The 16,878-nt window shown below is 68.9% G+C and carries 16 protein-coding genes and 3 pseudogenes; 8 read left to right on the top strand and 11 right to left on the bottom strand.

Annotated elements, in window-relative coordinates:
• Positions 1-7 precede the first annotated feature (7 nt).
• Both ACIF80_RS13460 and ACIF80_RS13455 read left to right on the top strand, forming a co-directional pair.
• On the top strand, positions 8-1,363 hold the full coding sequence (locus ACIF80_RS13460; protein ID WP_399803359.1) for an MFS transporter: 1,356 nt from the start codon (positions 8-10) through the stop codon (positions 1,361-1,363).
• Positions 1,360-2,382: a TolB-like translocation protein gene (locus tag ACIF80_RS13455; RefSeq protein ID WP_399803357.1), complete on the top strand. Its 1,023-nt coding sequence runs from the start codon at positions 1,360-1,362 to the stop codon at positions 2,380-2,382. Before ACIF80_RS13460 ends, ACIF80_RS13455 begins: the two co-directional genes overlap by 4 nt.
• Positions 2,383-2,533: 151 nt before the next feature.
• Here ACIF80_RS13455 and ACIF80_RS13450 read toward each other — a convergent pair.
• From ACIF80_RS13450 to ACIF80_RS13435, 4 genes and pseudogenes are all read right to left on the bottom strand, one after another.
• Positions 2,534-2,736: pseudogene (locus ACIF80_RS13450) on the bottom strand (transposase); the annotation flags it as partial.
• Positions 2,737-3,095: 359 nt separating this feature from the next.
• A complete protein-coding gene (locus ACIF80_RS13445) occupies positions 3,096-4,151 on the bottom strand; it encodes a TerC family protein (protein ID WP_399803354.1) in 1,056 nt (351 codons plus the stop codon).
• 238 nt (positions 4,152-4,389) lie between these two features.
• Positions 4,390-5,180 (bottom strand): annotated as a pseudogene (locus ACIF80_RS13440) (IS5 family transposase).
• A gap of 108 nt (positions 5,181-5,288) precedes the next feature.
• Complete coding sequence (locus ACIF80_RS13435) at positions 5,289-5,744, bottom strand: hypothetical protein (RefSeq protein ID WP_399803351.1); 456 nt, start codon at positions 5,742-5,744, stop codon at positions 5,289-5,291.
• 885 nt (positions 5,745-6,629) lie between these two features.
• On the opposite strand from ACIF80_RS13435, the gene ACIF80_RS13430 reads away from it, so the two are divergent.
• Positions 6,630-7,058 (top strand): hypothetical protein, encoded by a 429-nt coding sequence (locus ACIF80_RS13430; protein ID WP_399803349.1) that lies wholly within the window; start codon positions 6,630-6,632, stop codon positions 7,056-7,058.
• 85 nt (positions 7,059-7,143) lie between these two features.
• Here the strand turns inward: ACIF80_RS13430 and ACIF80_RS13425 are convergent, their stop codons facing one another.
• Positions 7,144-8,301, bottom strand: a complete 1,158-nt coding sequence (locus ACIF80_RS13425) for an NAD-dependent formate dehydrogenase (protein WP_399803346.1) — start codon at positions 8,299-8,301, stop codon at positions 7,144-7,146.
• Between the two features lie 387 nt (positions 8,302-8,688).
• On the opposite strand from ACIF80_RS13425, the gene ACIF80_RS13420 reads away from it, so the two are divergent.
• The 3 genes from ACIF80_RS13420 to fmdA all read left to right on the top strand — a co-directional run bounded on the left by ACIF80_RS13420 (position 8,689) and on the right by fmdA (position 11,203).
• Positions 8,689-8,967, top strand: coding sequence for an FmdB family zinc ribbon protein (locus ACIF80_RS13420; protein ID WP_399803343.1), 279 nt, complete (start codon positions 8,689-8,691; stop codon positions 8,965-8,967).
• A 175-nt stretch (positions 8,968-9,142) separates the two neighbouring features.
• Positions 9,143-9,796 (top strand): AmiS/UreI family transporter, encoded by a 654-nt coding sequence (locus tag ACIF80_RS13415; protein WP_399803341.1) that lies wholly within the window; start codon positions 9,143-9,145, stop codon positions 9,794-9,796.
• Between the two features lie 159 nt (positions 9,797-9,955).
• Positions 9,956-11,203 carry a formamidase gene (fmdA, locus tag ACIF80_RS13410; protein WP_399803338.1) on the top strand — a complete coding sequence of 416 codons (1,248 nt, stop codon included), beginning with the start codon at positions 9,956-9,958 and terminating at the stop codon, positions 11,201-11,203.
• Positions 11,204-11,448: 245 nt separating this feature from the next.
• On the opposite strand, the gene crcB (ACIF80_RS13405) is transcribed toward fmdA, so the two are convergent.
• Genes crcB (ACIF80_RS13405) through crcB (ACIF80_RS13395) form a run of 3 tightly spaced genes read right to left on the bottom strand, consistent with a single transcriptional unit; the run spans position 11,449 to position 12,556 of the window.
• Complete coding sequence (crcB, locus tag ACIF80_RS13405; RefSeq protein WP_399803336.1) at positions 11,449-11,823, bottom strand: fluoride efflux transporter CrcB; 375 nt, start codon at positions 11,821-11,823, stop codon at positions 11,449-11,451.
• Positions 11,820-12,167, bottom strand: a complete 348-nt coding sequence (locus tag ACIF80_RS13400) for a DUF190 domain-containing protein (RefSeq protein ID WP_399803333.1) — start codon at positions 12,165-12,167, stop codon at positions 11,820-11,822. Before ACIF80_RS13400 ends, crcB (ACIF80_RS13405) begins: the two co-directional genes overlap by 4 nt.
• Positions 12,167-12,556, bottom strand: a complete 390-nt coding sequence (crcB, locus tag ACIF80_RS13395; RefSeq protein ID WP_399803964.1) for a fluoride efflux transporter CrcB — start codon at positions 12,554-12,556, stop codon at positions 12,167-12,169. Before crcB (ACIF80_RS13395) ends, ACIF80_RS13400 begins: the two co-directional genes overlap by 1 nt.
• A gap of 300 nt (positions 12,557-12,856) precedes the next feature.
• On the opposite strand from crcB (ACIF80_RS13395), the gene ACIF80_RS13390 reads away from it, so the two are divergent.
• Positions 12,857-13,267 carry a DUF317 domain-containing protein gene (locus ACIF80_RS13390; RefSeq protein ID WP_399803330.1) on the top strand — a complete coding sequence of 137 codons (411 nt, stop codon included), beginning with the start codon at positions 12,857-12,859 and terminating at the stop codon, positions 13,265-13,267.
• A gap of 91 nt (positions 13,268-13,358) precedes the next feature.
• Here the strand turns inward: ACIF80_RS13390 and ACIF80_RS13385 are convergent.
• Positions 13,359-13,583: pseudogene (locus tag ACIF80_RS13385) on the bottom strand (pirin family protein); the annotation flags it as partial.
• 475 nt (positions 13,584-14,058) lie between these two features.
• Here ACIF80_RS13385 and ACIF80_RS13380 point away from each other — a divergent pair.
• A complete protein-coding gene (locus tag ACIF80_RS13380) occupies positions 14,059-15,354 on the top strand; it encodes a glycosyltransferase (RefSeq protein WP_399803327.1) in 1,296 nt (431 codons plus the stop codon).
• Positions 15,355-15,589: 235 nt separating this feature from the next.
• Here ACIF80_RS13380 and ACIF80_RS13375 read toward each other — a convergent pair whose 3' ends face one another.
• Together ACIF80_RS13375 and ACIF80_RS13370 are read right to left on the bottom strand one after the other, a co-directional pair.
• The gene (locus tag ACIF80_RS13375; protein ID WP_399803325.1) at positions 15,590-16,300 is read right to left on the bottom strand and encodes a hypothetical protein; all 711 of its coding nucleotides are present in this window, start codon (positions 16,298-16,300) and stop codon (positions 15,590-15,592) included.
• A complete protein-coding gene (locus tag ACIF80_RS13370) occupies positions 16,297-16,878 on the bottom strand; it encodes an RNA polymerase sigma factor (protein WP_399803322.1) in 582 nt (193 codons plus the stop codon). Before ACIF80_RS13370 ends, ACIF80_RS13375 begins: the two co-directional genes overlap by 4 nt.

Genomic DNA, 16,878 nt, shown 5'->3' with positions numbered 1-16,878 from the left:
TCCGCACATGTACCTCACCGACCGCTCCGCAGCGCCGGCGGCGGACACCGGTCCGGGTCGAAGACGCGGCCTGCGGCCCGGGGTCACGCCGGTCGTGCTCGTCCTCGGCACGGTCAGCCTGATCACCGACATCTCCTCGGAAATGGTCACCGCCGTCCTCCCGCTCTACCTCGTCACCACGCTCGGTTTCAGTCCGCTGGCGTTCGGCACCCTCGACGGCGTCTACAACGGCGTCAGCGCGCTGGTCCAGCTCACCGGCGGCCATCTCGCCGACCGGGTGCGCAACCACAAGCTGCTCGCGGGACTCGGGTACGGGCTGTCCGCGCTGTGCAAGCCGCTGCTCCTGCTGGCCGGCAGCATCGGCACGCTCGGCACGGTCCTGGCGCTGGACCGGACCGGCAAGGGCCTGCGCACCGCCCCCCGCGACGCGATGATCTCCCTGTCCACGCCGATCGCGCACCAGGGCCGGGCCTTCGGTGTGCACCGGGCGATGGACACCACCGGCGCGATGCTCGGCCCGCTGGCCGCGTTCCTCATCCTCAGCGCGGCGGCCGACGGCTACGACGCCGTGTTCGGCGTGAGCGCGTGCGTCGCCGTGCTCGGCGTGATCGTGCTGGTGCTGTTCGTGCCCGGCCGACGGCGGGACCCGCCCACGGACACGACGGACATGACGGGCGAGGCGGGCGGGACGGGCGAGGCGGGCGAGGCGGGCGGGAGCGGCGCCAGGCCTCCCGTCCGCGTACGCGAGGCGCTGGCACTGCTGCGCCTGCCGCAGCTGCGGGCCCTCGCCTGCTGTGCCGCGCTGCTCGGTCTGACCACCGTCAGTGACGCGTTCGTCTATCTGCTCCTGCAACGCCGGGCGGGCATCGGCGAGGAGTGGTTCACCCTCCTGCCGCTGGGCACCGCCGTGGTGTTCCTGCTGCTGGCCGTGCCCGTGGGCGCGCTGGCCGACCGGATCGGCCGGCACATCGTGTTCCTCGCCGGGCACCTGGGCCTGCTCACCGCCTACGCCCTTCTGCTGTGGGCCCCGGCCACCCCGCTGCTCGTCCCGCTCGTCCTCGCCCTGCACGGCACGTTCTACGCGGCCACCGACGGAGTGCTCCCGGCCGCGCTGGCCGGCATCGTGCCCGAGCACTTGCGCGCCAGCGGCCTCGCCATCGTCGGCACCAGCCAGGCTCTGGCCCGGTTCTGCTGCTCGCTGGGCTTCGGTGCCGCCTGGACGATGTGGGGGGACGGACCGGCGCTGGCCGGTTCGGCAGTCGGCCTGCTGTGCTGCGCGGCCGTCGCCGGCCTGGTGCTGCGGCCCGCCCGCCGGATCCGACGACCACCACCGCAACCCGACGAGCAACAAGGACCCACATGACATCGCTACGCCGCCGCCTGCTCATACTCGTCGCGGCGGTCCTGGTGCTCGCGGGCACGGCGACCGGCCTGGTGCTGCACGCCGCCGACCGCGCGGACCGCGCGAACCAGCCCCGGTCGGGAGACCCCGCCGTGAGCGCGGGCACGGTGACGCTCCGGCAGAAGGACCGGCTGGTGTTCGTCAACGGGGCCGCCGGCCCGCATCGCAAGGCGGTCGCCTCGGTGCCGTCCGCGGACCCCGGGGGCAGCCGGACCGCCTCGGACCTCGAGTGCGTGCGCTTCTACGCGGCGGCCGGCACCGGCGTCTGCCTCCAGTCCAACCCCGGTGTGCTCAAGCAGAGCAACCGCGCCCTGCTGCTCGACTCCGGCCTGCGCACCAAGCGCACCTTCGCACTCGCGGGAACGCCCAGCCGGGCCCGGGTCTCGCCCAGCGGCCGTTTCGCCGCCTGGACCGTCTTCGTCTCCGGCGAGTCCTACGCGTCCGCCTTCTTCTCCACCCGGACCTCGATCCTGGACACCCGCACCATGCGGCTGATCCCGAGCCTGGAGACGTTCTCCATCGTGCTGGACGGCAAGTCCTACCGCGCCGCGGACGTCAACTTCTGGGGTGTCACCTTCGCGACCGACGACGACACCTTCTACGCCACCCTCAACACCGCCAACAAGACCTATCTGGTGCGCGGTTCGATCTCCGGACGCTCGGTCACCACCCTGACCGAGAACGTGGAGTGCCCCTCGCTCTCCCCCGACGGAACCCGGGTCGCCTTCAAGAAGCGGGTGCTGTCCCGTACCGACCTGTGGCGCGAGTACGTTCTCGATCTGCGCAGCCTGCGCGAGACACCGCTCGCCGAACGCCACAGCGTCGACGACCAGGCCACCTGGCTGGACGACGACACCGTCGCCTACGCCCTGCCCACCAACGGCAAGGTCGGCAGCAGCGACCTGTGGAGCGTGCCCGCGGACGGTACGGGGAGCCCACGGCGGCTGATCGCCGGAGCCTCGTCCCCCGCACCGCTGTAGAGCGGCACCGGCCCGGAGCGCGAGGACGGCGATCCGTTCAGGCACCTCGGGATCACCGCCGCCGAGGCCGAGATGCTCACCGCGGGCCGGCCCGTCGTCCGGACCGGCACACTTGACGCTGAGGTGAGCGCGGCCCCGCCCTCGGGACAGCTCATCCACCCAGTGCGAGGTTGTGCAGGCGGGCGATGCCGAGCATCGCGGTGTGAAGGCCGTCCCCTTCGGACGGCTGTCGCGAAGGATCTTCCAGGTCTTCGTCCGCGCGAAGACGTGCTCGACGCGGGCCCGGACCTTGCAGTGGGAGGTGTGGTGTTCCTCCTTCCCCACAGGCAGTTCGGCCTGGCCGCGTTCGCGCCGGCCACGGTCCCGGCGGGGATCCGGTGGGCCACCTGGCGTGACGGGCAGGGGCGACCACCACCGGTCCGGGCCGGCAGTCCATCGCCGCGCTGTCGATTTCGTTACCGGGCTGGAGCGTGCTGGCGCCGGGGGTCCAACCGGAAGTCGGGACAGTCGCGGTTTTGGCATGCGCCCGGGCCCCACACGGGAACGAAGACGCCGAGGGTCTTGTAGCGGTGGACTGCGGCCGGCACGGATTGCTTGCAGGCCGGACACACGTACGCTTCGGACTTACGCTTCCTTTTGACCATATTTTTACGATAAGACCATATTGGCGTACGGGAAAGTCACCTGCTTTCTCGCCGTGAGCGCGGGCGGGGTCAAGCGTCCCGATCCGATGAACCGGTAGGGGGCTCAGGGTCATCCACCACAGGTGGTGTGCTGGGCTGCTCGGTGGTCGCGGAGGCGGCCCGCTGTTCGTCGGTCTGCTCCACGACGCCTGTCGGTGCGGGCCTTCTGAGGCTGAGCACCACGGAACCCGTCAGGACGACGACGATGACTGCGAGGCTGATCGGTGAGGGGATTTCCGGGATGCTGGAGCTGATCATCTTGTGGGATGCCTGAAGGATGAGCTTGACGCCGATGAAGGCGAGGATGATCGCCAAGCCCTTGCTCAGGTAGTGGAAGCGGTCCAGGAGGCCGGCGAGCATGAAGTAGAGGGCCCTCAGGCCGAGGATGGCGAACGCGTTGCTGGTGTAGACGATGAAGGCATCGTCGCTGACCGCAAGGACGGCCGGAACACTGTCGACAGCGAAGATCAGGTCGGCGGCCTCGATGGCCGCGACCACCGCGAGCAGCGGAGTCGCCATCCTCTTGCCGGCTTCCCTGACGAAGAACTTCGTCCCGGCGTAGTCGTCACGGACCGGGATGATCTTGCGGAGCATCCGCACGGCAAAGCTCTTGCCCGGGTCGAAGCTCTCCTCCTCGTCCTTGAGGAGTTTGTAGGTGCTGTAGAAGAGCACCGCCGCGAAGACGAACAGCACCGCGGTGAAACGGCTGACCACGGCAACGCCGAGGGAGAGGAAGATCCCGCGGAAGACGAGCGCGCCGATGACACCGAAGAACAGCACACGGTGCTGGTAGGCGCGGGGCACCTTGAAGTACGCGAAGATCACCGCGAAGACGAACAGGTTGTCGACCGACAGGCTCTTCTCCAGCAGCCAGGCTGTCGTGTACTCGGTGCCGGCAGTGGTGCCGAGGACGAGGAAGATGACCGCGCCGAAGATCAGGGCGAGGCTCACCCACAGGCCGCTCCAGGCGGCTGCCTCCTTGAAGTGGATGACGTGCGCGGTGCGGTGGGACAGCAGGTCCACCGCCAGTGACACGACCACCGTCGCGGCGAATGCCCCCCACAGCCAGAGCGGGACCTCAAGCACACCGAACACCCTCACCATGACCCGCGCGAACACTACGGCCCGCGCGAAATACGCCGGCCCCTACACAGGAGTGTCCGGCATTGCGCCCCCGGGAGCACGCGGAGCGGGCGAGGCCGGAGGCATGACGTGAGGAGAGGCCGTGATTCCCCAGGAGGCGCGATATGGCTCAGGCAACACCCCTCCGTGCCGGCGCTCCCACGACCGAAGCGCCTGCCGGCCCAAAAAGCTCGTACCACGATCATGGGCGGGTCTTCTTGAGGCGTCTCCAGCAGATGAGGCCGCGGGCCAGGGAGACGAGGGCGTCGTGGAGGTCGAGGCGTCTCTCCCAGCGGACGGCCCGGGCGCTTGAAGTGGTGCAGGAGCGAGAAGGTCTGCTCGACGACGTAGCGGGGCTTGCCCAGGCCCTTGATGTTCGGGGTGCCCTTGCGAGAGATCACCGGCAGGATGCGGCGCCTGCGCAGTTCGCGGCGGTTGGAGTTGCTGTCGTATCCCTTGTCGCCGAGCACGGCGTCGGATCGGTGCCGTGGCCGGCCGGGCTTGCCTGACACGGGCGGGGTGCCGTCGGCCAGGGCCAGGATCCGGGTGACGTCGTTGACGTTGGCCGCGGTGGTGATGACCTTGAGCGGGGTGCCCATGCCGTCGCGGATCAGGTGGTGCTTACTGCCCGTCTTCCCGCGGTCGACCGGCGACGGGCCGGTGGCCTCGCCCCCTCTTTCGCGCGGATAGGGGAGGCATCCACGCAGGCCCGCGACCAGTCCAGTTCGTCGGCCGCGTGCATCCCGGCGACAGCAGGCGGTGCAACAGGTCGAAGACGCCGGCCTCATGCCACCGGCCCGGGCGGCGCCAACAGGTCTGTCCGGAGCCGAACCCCAGTTCCAGCGGCAGCAGTTGCCGGCTGGCGTCGTTACAGAGCACGTGCAAGATGCCCTGCAGGCACAGCCGGTCGTCCACCGGCTGTGGACCGGGGGCCTGCTGCGGCCAAGGCGGCAGCAACGACTCGATCAACGCCCAGAGGTCATCGTCCACGATCCACGGTCGGACACTCACGCCCTCTCGAACGGCCGAGTCGTCACACCGGTCACGCTCGCCTCGCTGTGACTGAGCAGCTCAGGTGTCACCGATCACCGGCTGACGTGCTCAGCCCTTTTGCGGCAGCGGCACGCGCGCCCCCGACGGCCAGGGCGATGGATCTGGAGCCGGGACGCCCTCCAGCGGTAGGCGGTCGCGGTAATACTCCGACTCCCACCACTCCTCCCTCACGAGGACCGGCCGCGACAGACGCACGTCGCCAACCTCCTGTGAACGCGGAAGAAGCCCCGGATCGGTCAGGGCAAGGGAGCCATCGAGGGCGTACAACAGGCAACTCCCGTGCTCGGCGGCGTAATCAAGGAGGAACTGGTGCGCCTGCTCGGGATCGCGGCCGGCCAGCGCAAAGCCCGCAAGCAAGACCTGCGGACCCGTGACCGCATCCAGAGCGATGCACACCGCCTTGCCCGCGTCGTGGAACACCTTCACGCCGTCGGCGAAGTCTTCCTGCCCGTAGGGGCCGCCCACCCGCTTCTGTGGCTCAGAGACCCCCATCGCGTCGGCCACCTCGGCCGGGCTCATCCCGAACCGCAGTGGCCCCAGCCCGGTTCCGGGCAGCAGCTCCAGCGCTCCCGTTCCTCGCTCGCGCTCACGTTCTCCGCCCCTTCAACTGGCCGCCCCTGTCCATATCCGCTCTTGTGGCCGGGCATCGCTGCGAGGCCGGCGCCCAAAGTGCCACCTGAACTGCTTGAACGCCAACTGAAGCGCTCAGTCGCACCGCGTGCCCCAGCAAGATCGCGTTACGGGCTCTATGGGACGCCGGGCGTCTTCCACAGCGTGCCCGGACCCGAGCACTTGCCGGCCCGGCAGGCCGAGTGCGCTTCCCTGAACCGGCTGTGAGCCGACCGGGCCATGTCGTGGTTCGTGGCCTTCCGCGCCGATCGGCGAGCCCTCGCACCCCGCGCCCGGGCCCGCCGATGAGCTGCGTCTGCGCAGGTCGATGCCGCGCCCGCGGGACGACCCGCACGCAGACTCGCCTCCGGCCCGCCCGGCACCGCATCAGCGTGCCGGCCGCCACGCTCCGTGAGGGCGCGAAAGACATGGAGGAGCCCCCGCCCGCTCCCGCCTTCGATGCCCGGAGTGGACCCGGCCGGCCGGCACGCCGCCGCATCCCCCGGCACCTCACCACCGCCGGGAAGCAGAGGTGCGGCGTTTGTGAGGCGGTTCACTCATACAGGGCTGGACTGGCTCGCACCGCAGAATTAGCTTTCTTGAGAGCATGCGTCCCTTATGAGTCTTTTCCGCAGTGCGGCGGACCGGGCCTGAAGCAGGACGTTCACCAGTGACCTTGCGGGCAGCCGCCCGGACCGGACTTCAGGGCGCATGAGGAAGATACGACGTACTTCCGCGCCGGCACTACCAGTGGGCGAGCGGCCCCCGGAAGGTGGACAAGTGAGTGAAGACGCTGTGTGGGTCAGAAGCGTGACGGGCATCCAACTGCATCACGTGACCGATCTTCAGGACGCTCGTCGGTTCCTGGGCAACGCTGTCATGGCGCTGGGCGCAGCCCATGTGAGAACGGGCGACGCCAGGTTCTCCGGTCTCGCCGACCAGCTCAAAGCAATGGTCGTCCAAACGCACGACCTGGAGGGCGAGGCACGGGAGAGCATGCACCGGCTGCATTCCACGGATCCCGAGCGGTTCGTGCGCTGCCGGGAGGGCGAGGAGCCCTGGCCGGACGAGCTCCAGGCGGGCTTCGTCCCGCGCCACACCTGCCGGGACAAGTGCCTCTACCACGACCATGAGGTGCTGGACGCCATCCTGCAGTGCACCTGCGGCCGGCCCCCGTGCCGCGCCTGCGCGATCGCGGGGGCTCCCTGACCCGGAGAACACGGAGAGCGGAGCGTGCCGTCCCGGGCCGTCCGTGTACGGGCGGTGACGGCTCCGCCGACTCCTGCCGTGTGTGTCAGACGGTGTACGAGCGGGCCCCGGTCCCGGCGAGCCTGCCGCCCTCCACGATGAGGTATTCCTGACGGATCGGGCGGTTGTCGAACCAGCACTCCAGGATTTCCCGGACGCCTGCCGCGTACCTGGCCTGCGCGGAGAGCGTCGAACCGGACACGTGCGGTGTCATGCCCTCGTGCGGCATGCTGCGCCACGGGTGCTCCTCTTCCGGCGGCTCGGGGTACCAGACGTCACCGGCGTAACCCGCCAGATGGCCTCGTTCCAGAGCACGTACCACGGCGTCCCGGTCGACGATCAGCGCGCGGGCTGTGTTGACGATGTACGACCCTCGCTTCATGGTCGCGAGCATCTCGTCGTCGAAGAGGTTCACCGTCTGCGCGTGCAGCGGCGCGTGGATGGAGAGCACGTCGACGGCGGCCGCCAGGGAGCGGGCGTCCGCATGCCAGGTCAGCCCCAGCTCCCGCTCGAGGTGTGGTGGCACCCTGTGCACATCGTTGTAGTGCAGCTTCACATCGAACGGCTTCAGCCGACGGAGCACTGCCATGCCGATCCGTCCGGCACCGAAAACGCCGACGTCCATGCCCTCCAGGTCGTAGTTCCGCGAGACGCTGTCGGCCACGTTCCACCCTTGGCGGGCGGTGACCCACTCGTGGGCGGGCAGATAGTTGTGGACGAGAGCGAGGATCTGCATGACCGCGTGCTCCGACACGCTGATGCTGTTGCTGTAGGTGACCTCCGTGACGGTGACGTCGTGCTCGATGGCGCTCGGCAGGTCCACGTGGTCCGAACCGATCCCGGCTGTGATCGACAACTTCAAGTGCGGTGCGCGCCGAATCCGGTCAGGGGTGAGATAGGCGGGCCAGAACGGCTGCGAGATCACCACCTCGGCGTCGGGGAGTTCCCGTTCCAGCACGGAGTCGGGCCCCTCCTTGTCGGAGGTGACGACCAAGGTGTGGCCCTGTTCCTCCAGGAACGGACGCAGACCGAGTTCGCCGGAGACGCAGCCGACCAGCTCACCCGGCCTGAAGTCGATACTCCGGGGGGTGGGCGCCGTCTGCCCTCCGGGATAGCCGCTGATGACGGGGATCTCATCTCGGGCATACCTGGGCGGGTAGCCGTCAACGGGATCCGGATAAAGCACCGTGAGAATCTTTGCCATGGCCGTACTCCTACGAAGGCCGGCGCACAGGCGTGGCCCGCTGGCCGCGCATTCGCTCCGGCCGGCCTTGCTGTCCACTACCGAGTGACCGGGCTGCCGCACAACAAACGGGCCCAAACCCGCTGATCAGCGCGCCCGCCCCTGCCCGACCGAGCAGCCTGCGGTGCGGGGGTCACGTCCTTGCCACCCGGTGGGGCCCGCCGCGTCATACCCGCTCATTCGGCACGGCGGCGCAGGGCGACCCCAGGGGCGTCTCCAACGTGCCTTGACACGCCGTCGTCACAGGCGTTGCCTGGAATAAGAGGCGATGCTACTCCGGTGTTCATTGGCTCGACCAGAACCGCGCCACGGCCTGAGGCCGGAAGCGCGGCGGGGCGGAGACGACTCATGGCGACATATGAGTATTCCTGCAACCGCTGCGGATCGTTCGACGTCAAGCTGCCGATCGGCACAGCGCCGACCGCGCACGCCTGCCCGCAGTGCTCGAATACGGCTCAACGTGTGTACTCATCCCCCGCGACCGCGTTCACCCCGCCTGCCGTCGCGGGCCTGCGCGAGCAGGAGGAAAAGTCTCGGGAGAATCCCGCGGTGGTCACGCGGGTGCCTCCCGAGCAGGCTGCGCCGAGGCCGGCCCATCCGGCCCTCGCCCGGCTCCCCCGGCCCTGAGAGGAAGTCGCGGACCGGCGGAATCAGTCCAACACCCCCTCGGAGAAGGGGACGTGGGGCGTTCTCGATCCCTGCCGCCTCGCCAGAGGCACGGGGTGCGCACAACAGCATCTCGGTCGCATGACCGCCCGGCGGGCCCATCGCTCGCGGAGCGAAATCTCGGGAGGTGTCCCCCTTGGCCAACGTCGGACTTCTCTTCGTAGGCGCGGTGCTCTTCCTGAACGGGTTGATGCTGCTGGGAAAGGTCGACAGCCGAGCAGCCGCCGTATTCAATCTGTTCGTGGGCGGACTTCAGGTCCTCACACCCATATATCTCATCATCGCCGCGAATCAGGACCCCCGCCAAATCGTGCTCGCATCGGGCATCTTCCTCTTCGGTTTCACATATCTGTATGTAGGAATCGGACTACTCATGGGGCTCGACACGACAGGCGTGGGCTATTACTCACTGTTCGTGGCCATCGTGGCTCTGGGTTATTCCTTCGTCAACTTCCGGCTGTTCGACGATCAGCCGTTCGGAGTGATATGGCTCTACTGGGCGTTCCTCTGGTTCCTTTTCTTCCTGCTACTGGGACTGAAAATGGAGACTTTGACGTCTTATGTCGGCTGGGTGACAGCGATCGAAGGCTGGGTAACCGGCGTCATACCGGCATTCCTGCTGCTGGCCGGTTACTGGGTTACCGAGAACTTCTTTGAAACGGCGATCGCGCTGGGCGCGTTCGGCGTCCTGACCTTCGCCGCGCTGTGGGTCGTACTTCGCCGGAGGCGGCCCGGCAGGCCCGTGGAGGAGTACAGCGCCCCGGGCTACCCGGCCGGCAGCCCCGGCTAGCGGCCTGCCGATGATCGCCGCCGACTCCTCGATGGGAGCGCCGGGAGGTGGTTGAAACGCGAGAAACGAAGACGGCAGAAGCGGCGTGAGGGGTGGTCAGAGCACCCCGGGCCACGCGCCGCACCCGCTCACCCGTACAGAACAGATCACGGAGTTCACATGCCTGACGTAATCTTCAGCGTCGACCAATCCCGGTCGATGCGTGACCAGGATGTACCTGGACATAATAGGTGGCATCCGGATGTTCCGGTCGCCGCGATGGTCCGCCCGGGGGACGAGTTCCGCGTCGAATGCCGCGAATGGACCGACGCGCAGATCGGCAACAACGACTCCGCCAACGACATCCGCGACGTCGACCTGATGCGCTGCCACATGCTCAGCGGGCCGATAGGCGTCGAAGGCGCGGAGCCGGGCGACCTGCTCGTCGTGGACATCCTGGATCTCGGGCCGGTACCGCAGCAGGTCGGAGACGCACCGGGTGAAGCCTGGGGATACACCGGCGTCTTCGCCAAGGCCAACGGTGGAGGCTTCCTGACGGACTACTTCCCCGATGCCTACAAGGCGATATGGGACTTCCATGGGCAGGTGGCGACCTCCAGGCACCTACCCGGTGTCCGCTTCACCGGCATCACCCACCCGGGCCTCTTCGGCACCGCGCCGTCCGAGGAACTGCTGCAGCGGTGGAACAGGCGTGAGCAGGCCCTGATCGACACCGACCCCAACCGGATCCCGCCACTCGGACTCGCGCCCGACCCCGCTCAGGCTCTCGCCGGCCAGGCGACCGGATCGGATGCCGGACGTATCGCCCAGGAAGGGGCCCGCACCGTCCCCGCACGGGAGAATGGCGGCAACCACGACATCAAGAACTTCACTCGTGGATCCCGCGTCTTCTACCCGGTCCATGTTGCGGACGCCAAGCTGTCAGGCGGTGATCTTCACTTCAGCCAGGGAGACGGTGAGATCACCTTCTGTGGCGCCATCGAGATGGGCGGCTACATCGACTTCCACGTCGATCTGCTCAAGGGTGGCATGGAGAAGTACGGTGTCACCACCAACCCCCTCTTCATGCCGGGCAACGTCGAGCCGCGGTACTCGGATTTCATCTCCTTCATCGGGATCTCCGTGGACCACGACACCGACACCAACTACTACCTGGACGCGACGGTCGCCTATCGCCGCGCCTGCCTCAACGCCGTCGAGTACCTGAAGAGGTTCGGTTACACCGGAGAGCAGGCATACTTGCTCCTCGGTGCGGCCCCTATCGAGGGACGCATCAGCGGGATCGTCGACATCCCCAACGCCTGCTGCTCCCTCTACCTCCCGACCGGGATCTTCGACTTCGATATCCGTCCCACTGCGGAGGGACCGAAGGCCGCAGACCGCGGTCAGTGCGCGGTGACCACCTGAAGCCGACCGATCCCCCTGACCGGGATCCGGCACCACCGGGCCCTGACTCCGATCGGCACAAGCCACCCGGAGGCCGGGCCCGGCCCGGCCCGGCAGTGGGACAGTCACACGATCGTCCGGACAGGCCTGGTTGCTTGGTCAGGTTCACTCACCGGTGGCGTGTCCGTTTGATCGGGTGTGTTGTTGACCGGGTGTGATGGGTGGGGAGCCGGCCGCGGTCCGGTCCGGACAGTGAGGGCCGGGGCCTATCCGAAGACCGCCTTGGCCACGGCCAAGCCGATGAACACCGCTCCGAGCCCTGCGATGACCGAGGCCACCACGTTGACGAACGCCAGGAACCTCGCGCCGGCCGCGGCCAGGCTCAGCGTTTCATAGGAGAACGTCGAGTACGTGGTCAGCGCCCCGCACAGCCCGGTCCCCAAGAACAACTGCACGTCCTTCGACGCGGCACCGGACAGCGCCGCCCCCGTCAGCACGCCGAGAATCATCGAGCCGGTGACGTTGGCGGCGAAGGTGCCCCACGGGAAGACCGTGTCGTGACGCGCCTGGACCGCCCGGTCGGTCAGATACCGCAGCGGGGCCCCGATCGCGCCGCCGAGCAGCACCAGCAGCAGTCTCATCGGCTCACGGCCTCCCGCCCCACGTAGTGCACCACCTGAACCTCCTCCAGGGTCACCAGCCCCTCGATGGCCAACTCGTCCAGCTGCGGCAGGAAGGCACGGATCCGCTCCTCCTCGTCCACGATGACAACCGCGGTCGGCAGGTCGTCCGCCATCGACAGCAACCGGGTGGTGTGCACGATCGAGGACGCCCCGAACCCCTCCACCCCACGGAAGACCGACGCTCCCGCCAGTCCCGCCGCGTGAGCCCGGTGCACGATCTCCGTGTACAGCGGCCTGTGATGCCAGGTGTCGGTGTCGTCCACGAAGACCGTCATGCGCAGTGCGCGACCCATGAGCTCCATCACTGTCTCCTTCCGACCAGGGCGCGGCGCGCCGCCGCCACGCCGATCGTCACCGCGGCCATCGCGGCCACAACGGTCATCGCCAGGTAGGCCAGCCCAATACCGGCCCGCTCCTGGGCGACCAGACGTTCGATGTCGGCGCAGTACGTGGAGAAGGTGGTGAATCCGCCCAGCACCCCCGTGCCGAAGAACGGCCGCAGCAGAGGGCGCGCCGACCACACCTCGGTGACCGCCACCAGAAACACCCCGATGATCAGGCAGCCGACCGCGTTGACACCCAGCGTCGTCCACGGGAACGCGCTGCTGTCCGTGGGCCACAGCTGCCCCGCCTCATAGCGGGCGCCCGCCCCCACCGCCCCACCGACGGCGATCACGGAAAGCACCGCCAACTCCCGCCGACGCGCTTCACCCCGCCCCCGCGCCGCCTCGGCAGCCGTGGCCCGCTCGGCCGGCCCGGCAACCGTCGTCGACTGTCCGGCCGCACTCCTCAGACCGCTGCGCCCCACACGCCTCTGCACACCGACCACCGTGTACCCGCCCCTGCTCCAGGTGAGCAGGGGCCGTCGTCGCGTCACTGCCGCCCGTCGGGCACCATCCCCTGCGACCCCATCGATGCCGTACGGCCACCCTAAACCTCACTCCTGGGGAGGCGCGGTCGAGCAGCAGGAGTGCAGCGGTTGACGCTGAGAATGATCTTGATCGGATCGCAGGCCGGCGCCGTTGCCGGCCCGCTGGACCCCGAGCCGGCCGCCCGGCGGACCGAGATGGTTCCCGCCTACGCCGCAAGCCCGGCGGACCATGACGCCGCTCTCGACGAATTCGTCGCCGAACACGACGACTGGGAGAAGCGGCGTATCTGGCCGGACGACGCCACCCACCTCATCCACGAGTCACAGACCTTGCGGGCCGAACTCGTCCACGAAACAGATCCCCGTGGGACGGCTTGGACCTTCGCCGCCTACGAGACACCCGTCTCCGGCCGGATGTGGCGCCTCACCTTGACCGGCGCCGCGCCCGCTCCCGTGCTCAAGTCCCTCCGGACAGCTGTGCTTGTGCCGTACCCCTCTAGCCCGGCATGCACGAGCCGGGTGAGGCCCTGAGCCACGTCGAGGTCGGTCGGGCCGTCGGGTGGGACGCCGCATCCGGCGGCAAGCCACCCACCCGCCGTCCGGAATCCGTCATTTTCGCAGGTCAGCGAATCCTTCCCCGGGGTTTCAGCGGCACCGCCGGCAGCTCGGGGGCGGGCAGCGGAGCGCCGTCGTACCCCTTCACTCCTCCGAACCCCGTGCCTTCCATCCAGTCCCTGCGGGCCTGTTCGCTCTCCTCCTGGCTCCGGCCGATCCAGGTCCGGAACAACCGGATCGCGCTCATTGCACTGACCGTCTCGGAGGAACGGCTCGCGGCTCGCCAAGGGAGCAGGCGGAGGCATCGCTTTCCCTCCTTGGTCAGGTCGGCAAGTCATGCGGCTTTCCTCAGCCGTCTGCGGTAGCCGGTATCACGCAGACCCGACCCCATGAAGACCGTCCTCGTCCTTCACCACGCAGCAGCGTGAGGTTGTTCACCGACGACGCAAAACCGTCGTGGCCTGCGACATCTGCCACGACCGCATCCACTCGGAACGGCCGGCCAGACCACTCACGCGATAGTCGCTGGAGAGCCGGATGACCGGGAAACCGTCATGTCCGGTTCGGCGGGAGGCCGTGCGGAACAGGACTCGCCCCACAGCGAGCACCCCGCCGCGCGGCCGGTCCAACCGCCTGGCTGTTGCACTCACGCCGCCCGGCCCGCGGCTACGAGCGGCGGCCCGGGGGCGACGGTCCCGGCGGTCTTGCCCGGCGTTCGGATCCGGTGCGAGACTTCGGAACCGCCTTCACTGGTAGAGGAGTTGGGCTTGTCACCTACGGGAAGAGCGTTACGGCCCCTGACCATCCTCTTCGCACCGGAGAGCGCCTACGGGCCGACGAACAACTGCGTAGGGATCGGGGATGTCCTGCGCCGCCGGGGGCACCGTGTGGTGTTCGCCGCGGAGGCGTCCTGGAAGGGCCGCCTCGCGCCGCTCGGTTTCGAGGAGGAGCTGGTCGATCTGGCTCCGCCGCCCGAACAGCCCCAGGACGCGGGCCAGTTCTGGAAAGACTTCGTACACAACACCGCACCCGAGTTCCGGAAGCCGACCATCGAGCAGCTGGGCACCTGGATCAAGCCGGTGTGGGAGGAGTTGGTCTCCGGCGCCCGGTACTGCGAGCCGCAGGTGAAGGAGATCATCGACCGGGTCCGGCCGGATGTGATCGTCGAGGACAACGTCGTGTGCTTCCCGGCGTTGACCACGGCGGGCGTTCCTTTCGTGCGGATCGTTTCCTGCAACCCGCTGGAGATGAAGGGTGAGCGCGTTCCACCGCCGTTCTCCGGGTATCCGGCCGGGGACCGGAGCGAGTGGGACGAGTTCCGCGCCGAGTACGACCGCACGCACCGGAGCCTGTGGAGCGACTTCAGCGCCTGGGTGACCGAGCAGGGCGCGCGTCCGCTGCCCGACCTGGAGTTCATCCACGAGGGCGATCTGAACCTGTACATCTATCCCGAGCCGGCCGACTACACGGACGCCCGTCCGCTGGGCCCCACCTGGCACCGGCTGGACTCCTCGGTCCGTGAGACGCAGGAGAGGTTCACGCTGCCGCCCGGCCTGGCCGACGGTGGCGCGCTGATCTATTTCAGCCTCGGATCGCTCGGCTCGGCCGACGTGGACCTCATGCGCAGGGTCATCGCCTCGCTGGCCCGCACCCCGCACCGCTACATCGTCTCCAAAGGCCCGCTGCACGGGGAAATCGAGCTGCCGCCGAACATGTGGGGCAAGGAGTTCCTGCCGCAGACCCGGATCCTCCCGCTGGTCGACCTCGTCATCACACATGGCGGCAACAACACGACCACCGAGGCCCTCCACTTCGGCAAGCCCATGATCCTGCTGCCGCTGTTCTGGGACCAGTACGACAACGCCCAGCGCATGGCCGAACTGGGTTACGGCGTCCGGCTCGACCCGTACCGCTTCACCGACGCCCAACTCCACGGCGCGATCGGCCGTCTGCTCGGCGATACGGCTCTGCGGCGCACCCTCACCGAGACCGGTGAGACGATCCGGGCGCGCGACGGGCTGCACACAGCCGCGGATCTGATCGAGCGGGCCGCCACGGGCTGATCCCACCGGCCCGCGGACGAACCGGCCCCCCATGCCCCGATCACCTGCGCACCGCGTACCGCCGGGCTTCATCACCCCGGCCGAGACCAGGACTCTGACAGCGCAAGGCCTCGCCCCCGCAGCGCAACCATCCGCTGTCCACGATCAAGGGGGAACTTCAGCTGTTGTTCAACCCGCTTCTTCAACCCGATTGCAGGTGGGCCGCGGGGCCGGGCAGGGCCCTGGCCGGCGCAGCTCAGTCGGACGGATGGAGGGCGGCGCTGGCCACGACCGAGTTGTCGGCCGCGAGCAGGTGCACCTCGGTCACGGGCGGCGAGCCGGCGGGGTAGGAAGCGACCCATTGGGCGTAGCCGGCGGCCAGGGAGAAGGTGCCGATGGTGGTGGTGGAGCCGTCCGCCCGTTCGATCTGGCAGGTGAGTGTGCCGTGAAGGGCCGCCCGGGCGCGTGCGGGGAGGTCGTCGGCGTCCACCGACATGTACACCCAGTGCGGCCGGCCCGTGTAGGCGAAGACGCGTCCGACGTCCTGGCTGTGGGAGGTGAGGTCGGCGCTGAGCAGCCGGTCGGGCCGGGCGGGGCCGGTGTCGGACGGCGAGGACGCGGAGGTGACACCGATCGCCCATCCGCCCACGGCCAGCGCCGCGGCTGCCACAGCGGCTGCGAGGCCGAGGGCGAACCGTTGGCGCAGTGTCCGGCGACGGCGTCGGGGGGACAGCCCGATGCGCTGGAGCACGCGGGTTTCGAACCCCTCCGGCGGCTCGCGTCCGGGGATCAGGTGGAGCAGTTCGTCGGCCGTGCGCGCCAGCTCCCGGACGTTCTCCCGGCAGGCGGGGCAGCGCTGCAGGTGGGCCAGGGCCGCGGCGCGCTCCTGGGCGGGCAGTACTCCCAGTGCCACTTCGGCGGCGATGTCCCGCAGTCGTGGGCACGCAAACGTGTCGTCGCCGGTCATGATGTCGTGTCCTGCCTGTGCGTCAGAGTCTCGCGCAGCTTGGCCAGCGCCGTCCTGATCCGGGTCTTGGCGGTGCCGAGGGGTATCTGCTCCAGGTCCGCCACTTGCTGCGCGGTCATTCCGTAGATGCCGGCCATGACGATGGCGCGGGCCTGGCCCGGCGGCAGCTCCGCGATGGCCCGCCGCAACTCGGCCGACTCCTCGTCGGCCACCGCCAGCCGCTCGGGGGTGTCGGTGGTCGCTTCCAGCAGCGGCGCCATCCGGGTGGGGTCCACGGGGACAGTTCTGCGGGAGCGCACGGCGTCGATCGCCAGGTTGTGGGCGATGGCCGCCAACCAGGTACGGACCGATCCGCGGCGCGAGTCGTAGACCTGGGCGTGGCGCCAGGCCTGTTCGAAGGTCTGCTGGGCCACGTCCTCCGCGAGCTGGGCGTCGCCGGTGACCGTCATGGCCACCCCGAAGACCTTGTGCTGGAACCGGCGGACGAACGCCACCGCGAACTCGGGGTCGTCGGTCGTCAGTCCCGCCAGCAGCGCGTCATCGGGCATCCGCTCCAGAGAAAGCCCCACATGGTGCAT

Source organism: Streptomyces sp. NPDC085927 (assembly GCF_044540975.1).
Classification (GTDB): domain Bacteria; phylum Actinomycetota; class Actinomycetes; order Streptomycetales; family Streptomycetaceae; genus Streptomyces; species Streptomyces hirsutus.
This window is presented reverse-complemented; position numbering and strand designations above follow the sequence as displayed.

What these genes read in the sequence shown, in the direction of transcription:
- ACIF80_RS13400 (WP_399803333.1), bottom strand. Translation starts at nt 12,167, where the DNA reads ATGGAGCTCATGGGTCGCGCACTGCGCATGACGGTCTTCGTGGACGAC.
- ACIF80_RS13375 (WP_399803325.1), bottom strand. Translation starts at nt 16,300, where the DNA reads ATGACCGGCGACGACACGTTTGCGTGCCCACGACTGCGGGACATCGCC.
- ACIF80_RS13460 (WP_399803359.1), top strand. Translation starts at nt 8, where the DNA reads ATGTACCTCACCGACCGCTCCGCAGCGCCGGCGGCGGACACCGGTCCG.
- ACIF80_RS13370 (WP_399803322.1), bottom strand. Translation starts at nt 16,878, where the DNA reads ATGCACCATGTGGGGCTTTCTCTGGAGCGGATGCCCGATGACGCGCTG.
- ACIF80_RS13455 (WP_399803357.1), top strand. Translation starts at nt 1,360, where the DNA reads ATGACATCGCTACGCCGCCGCCTGCTCATACTCGTCGCGGCGGTCCTG.
- crcB (WP_399803336.1), bottom strand. Translation starts at nt 11,823, where the DNA reads ATGAGACTGCTGCTGGTGCTGCTCGGCGGCGCGATCGGGGCCCCGCTG.
- ACIF80_RS13390 (WP_399803330.1), top strand. Translation starts at nt 12,857, where the DNA reads ATGATCTTGATCGGATCGCAGGCCGGCGCCGTTGCCGGCCCGCTGGAC.
- ACIF80_RS13425 (WP_399803346.1), bottom strand. Translation starts at nt 8,301, where the DNA reads ATGGCAAAGATTCTCACGGTGCTTTATCCGGATCCCGTTGACGGCTAC.
- fmdA (WP_399803338.1), top strand. Translation starts at nt 9,956, where the DNA reads ATGCCTGACGTAATCTTCAGCGTCGACCAATCCCGGTCGATGCGTGAC.
- ACIF80_RS13420 (WP_399803343.1), top strand. Translation starts at nt 8,689, where the DNA reads ATGGCGACATATGAGTATTCCTGCAACCGCTGCGGATCGTTCGACGTC.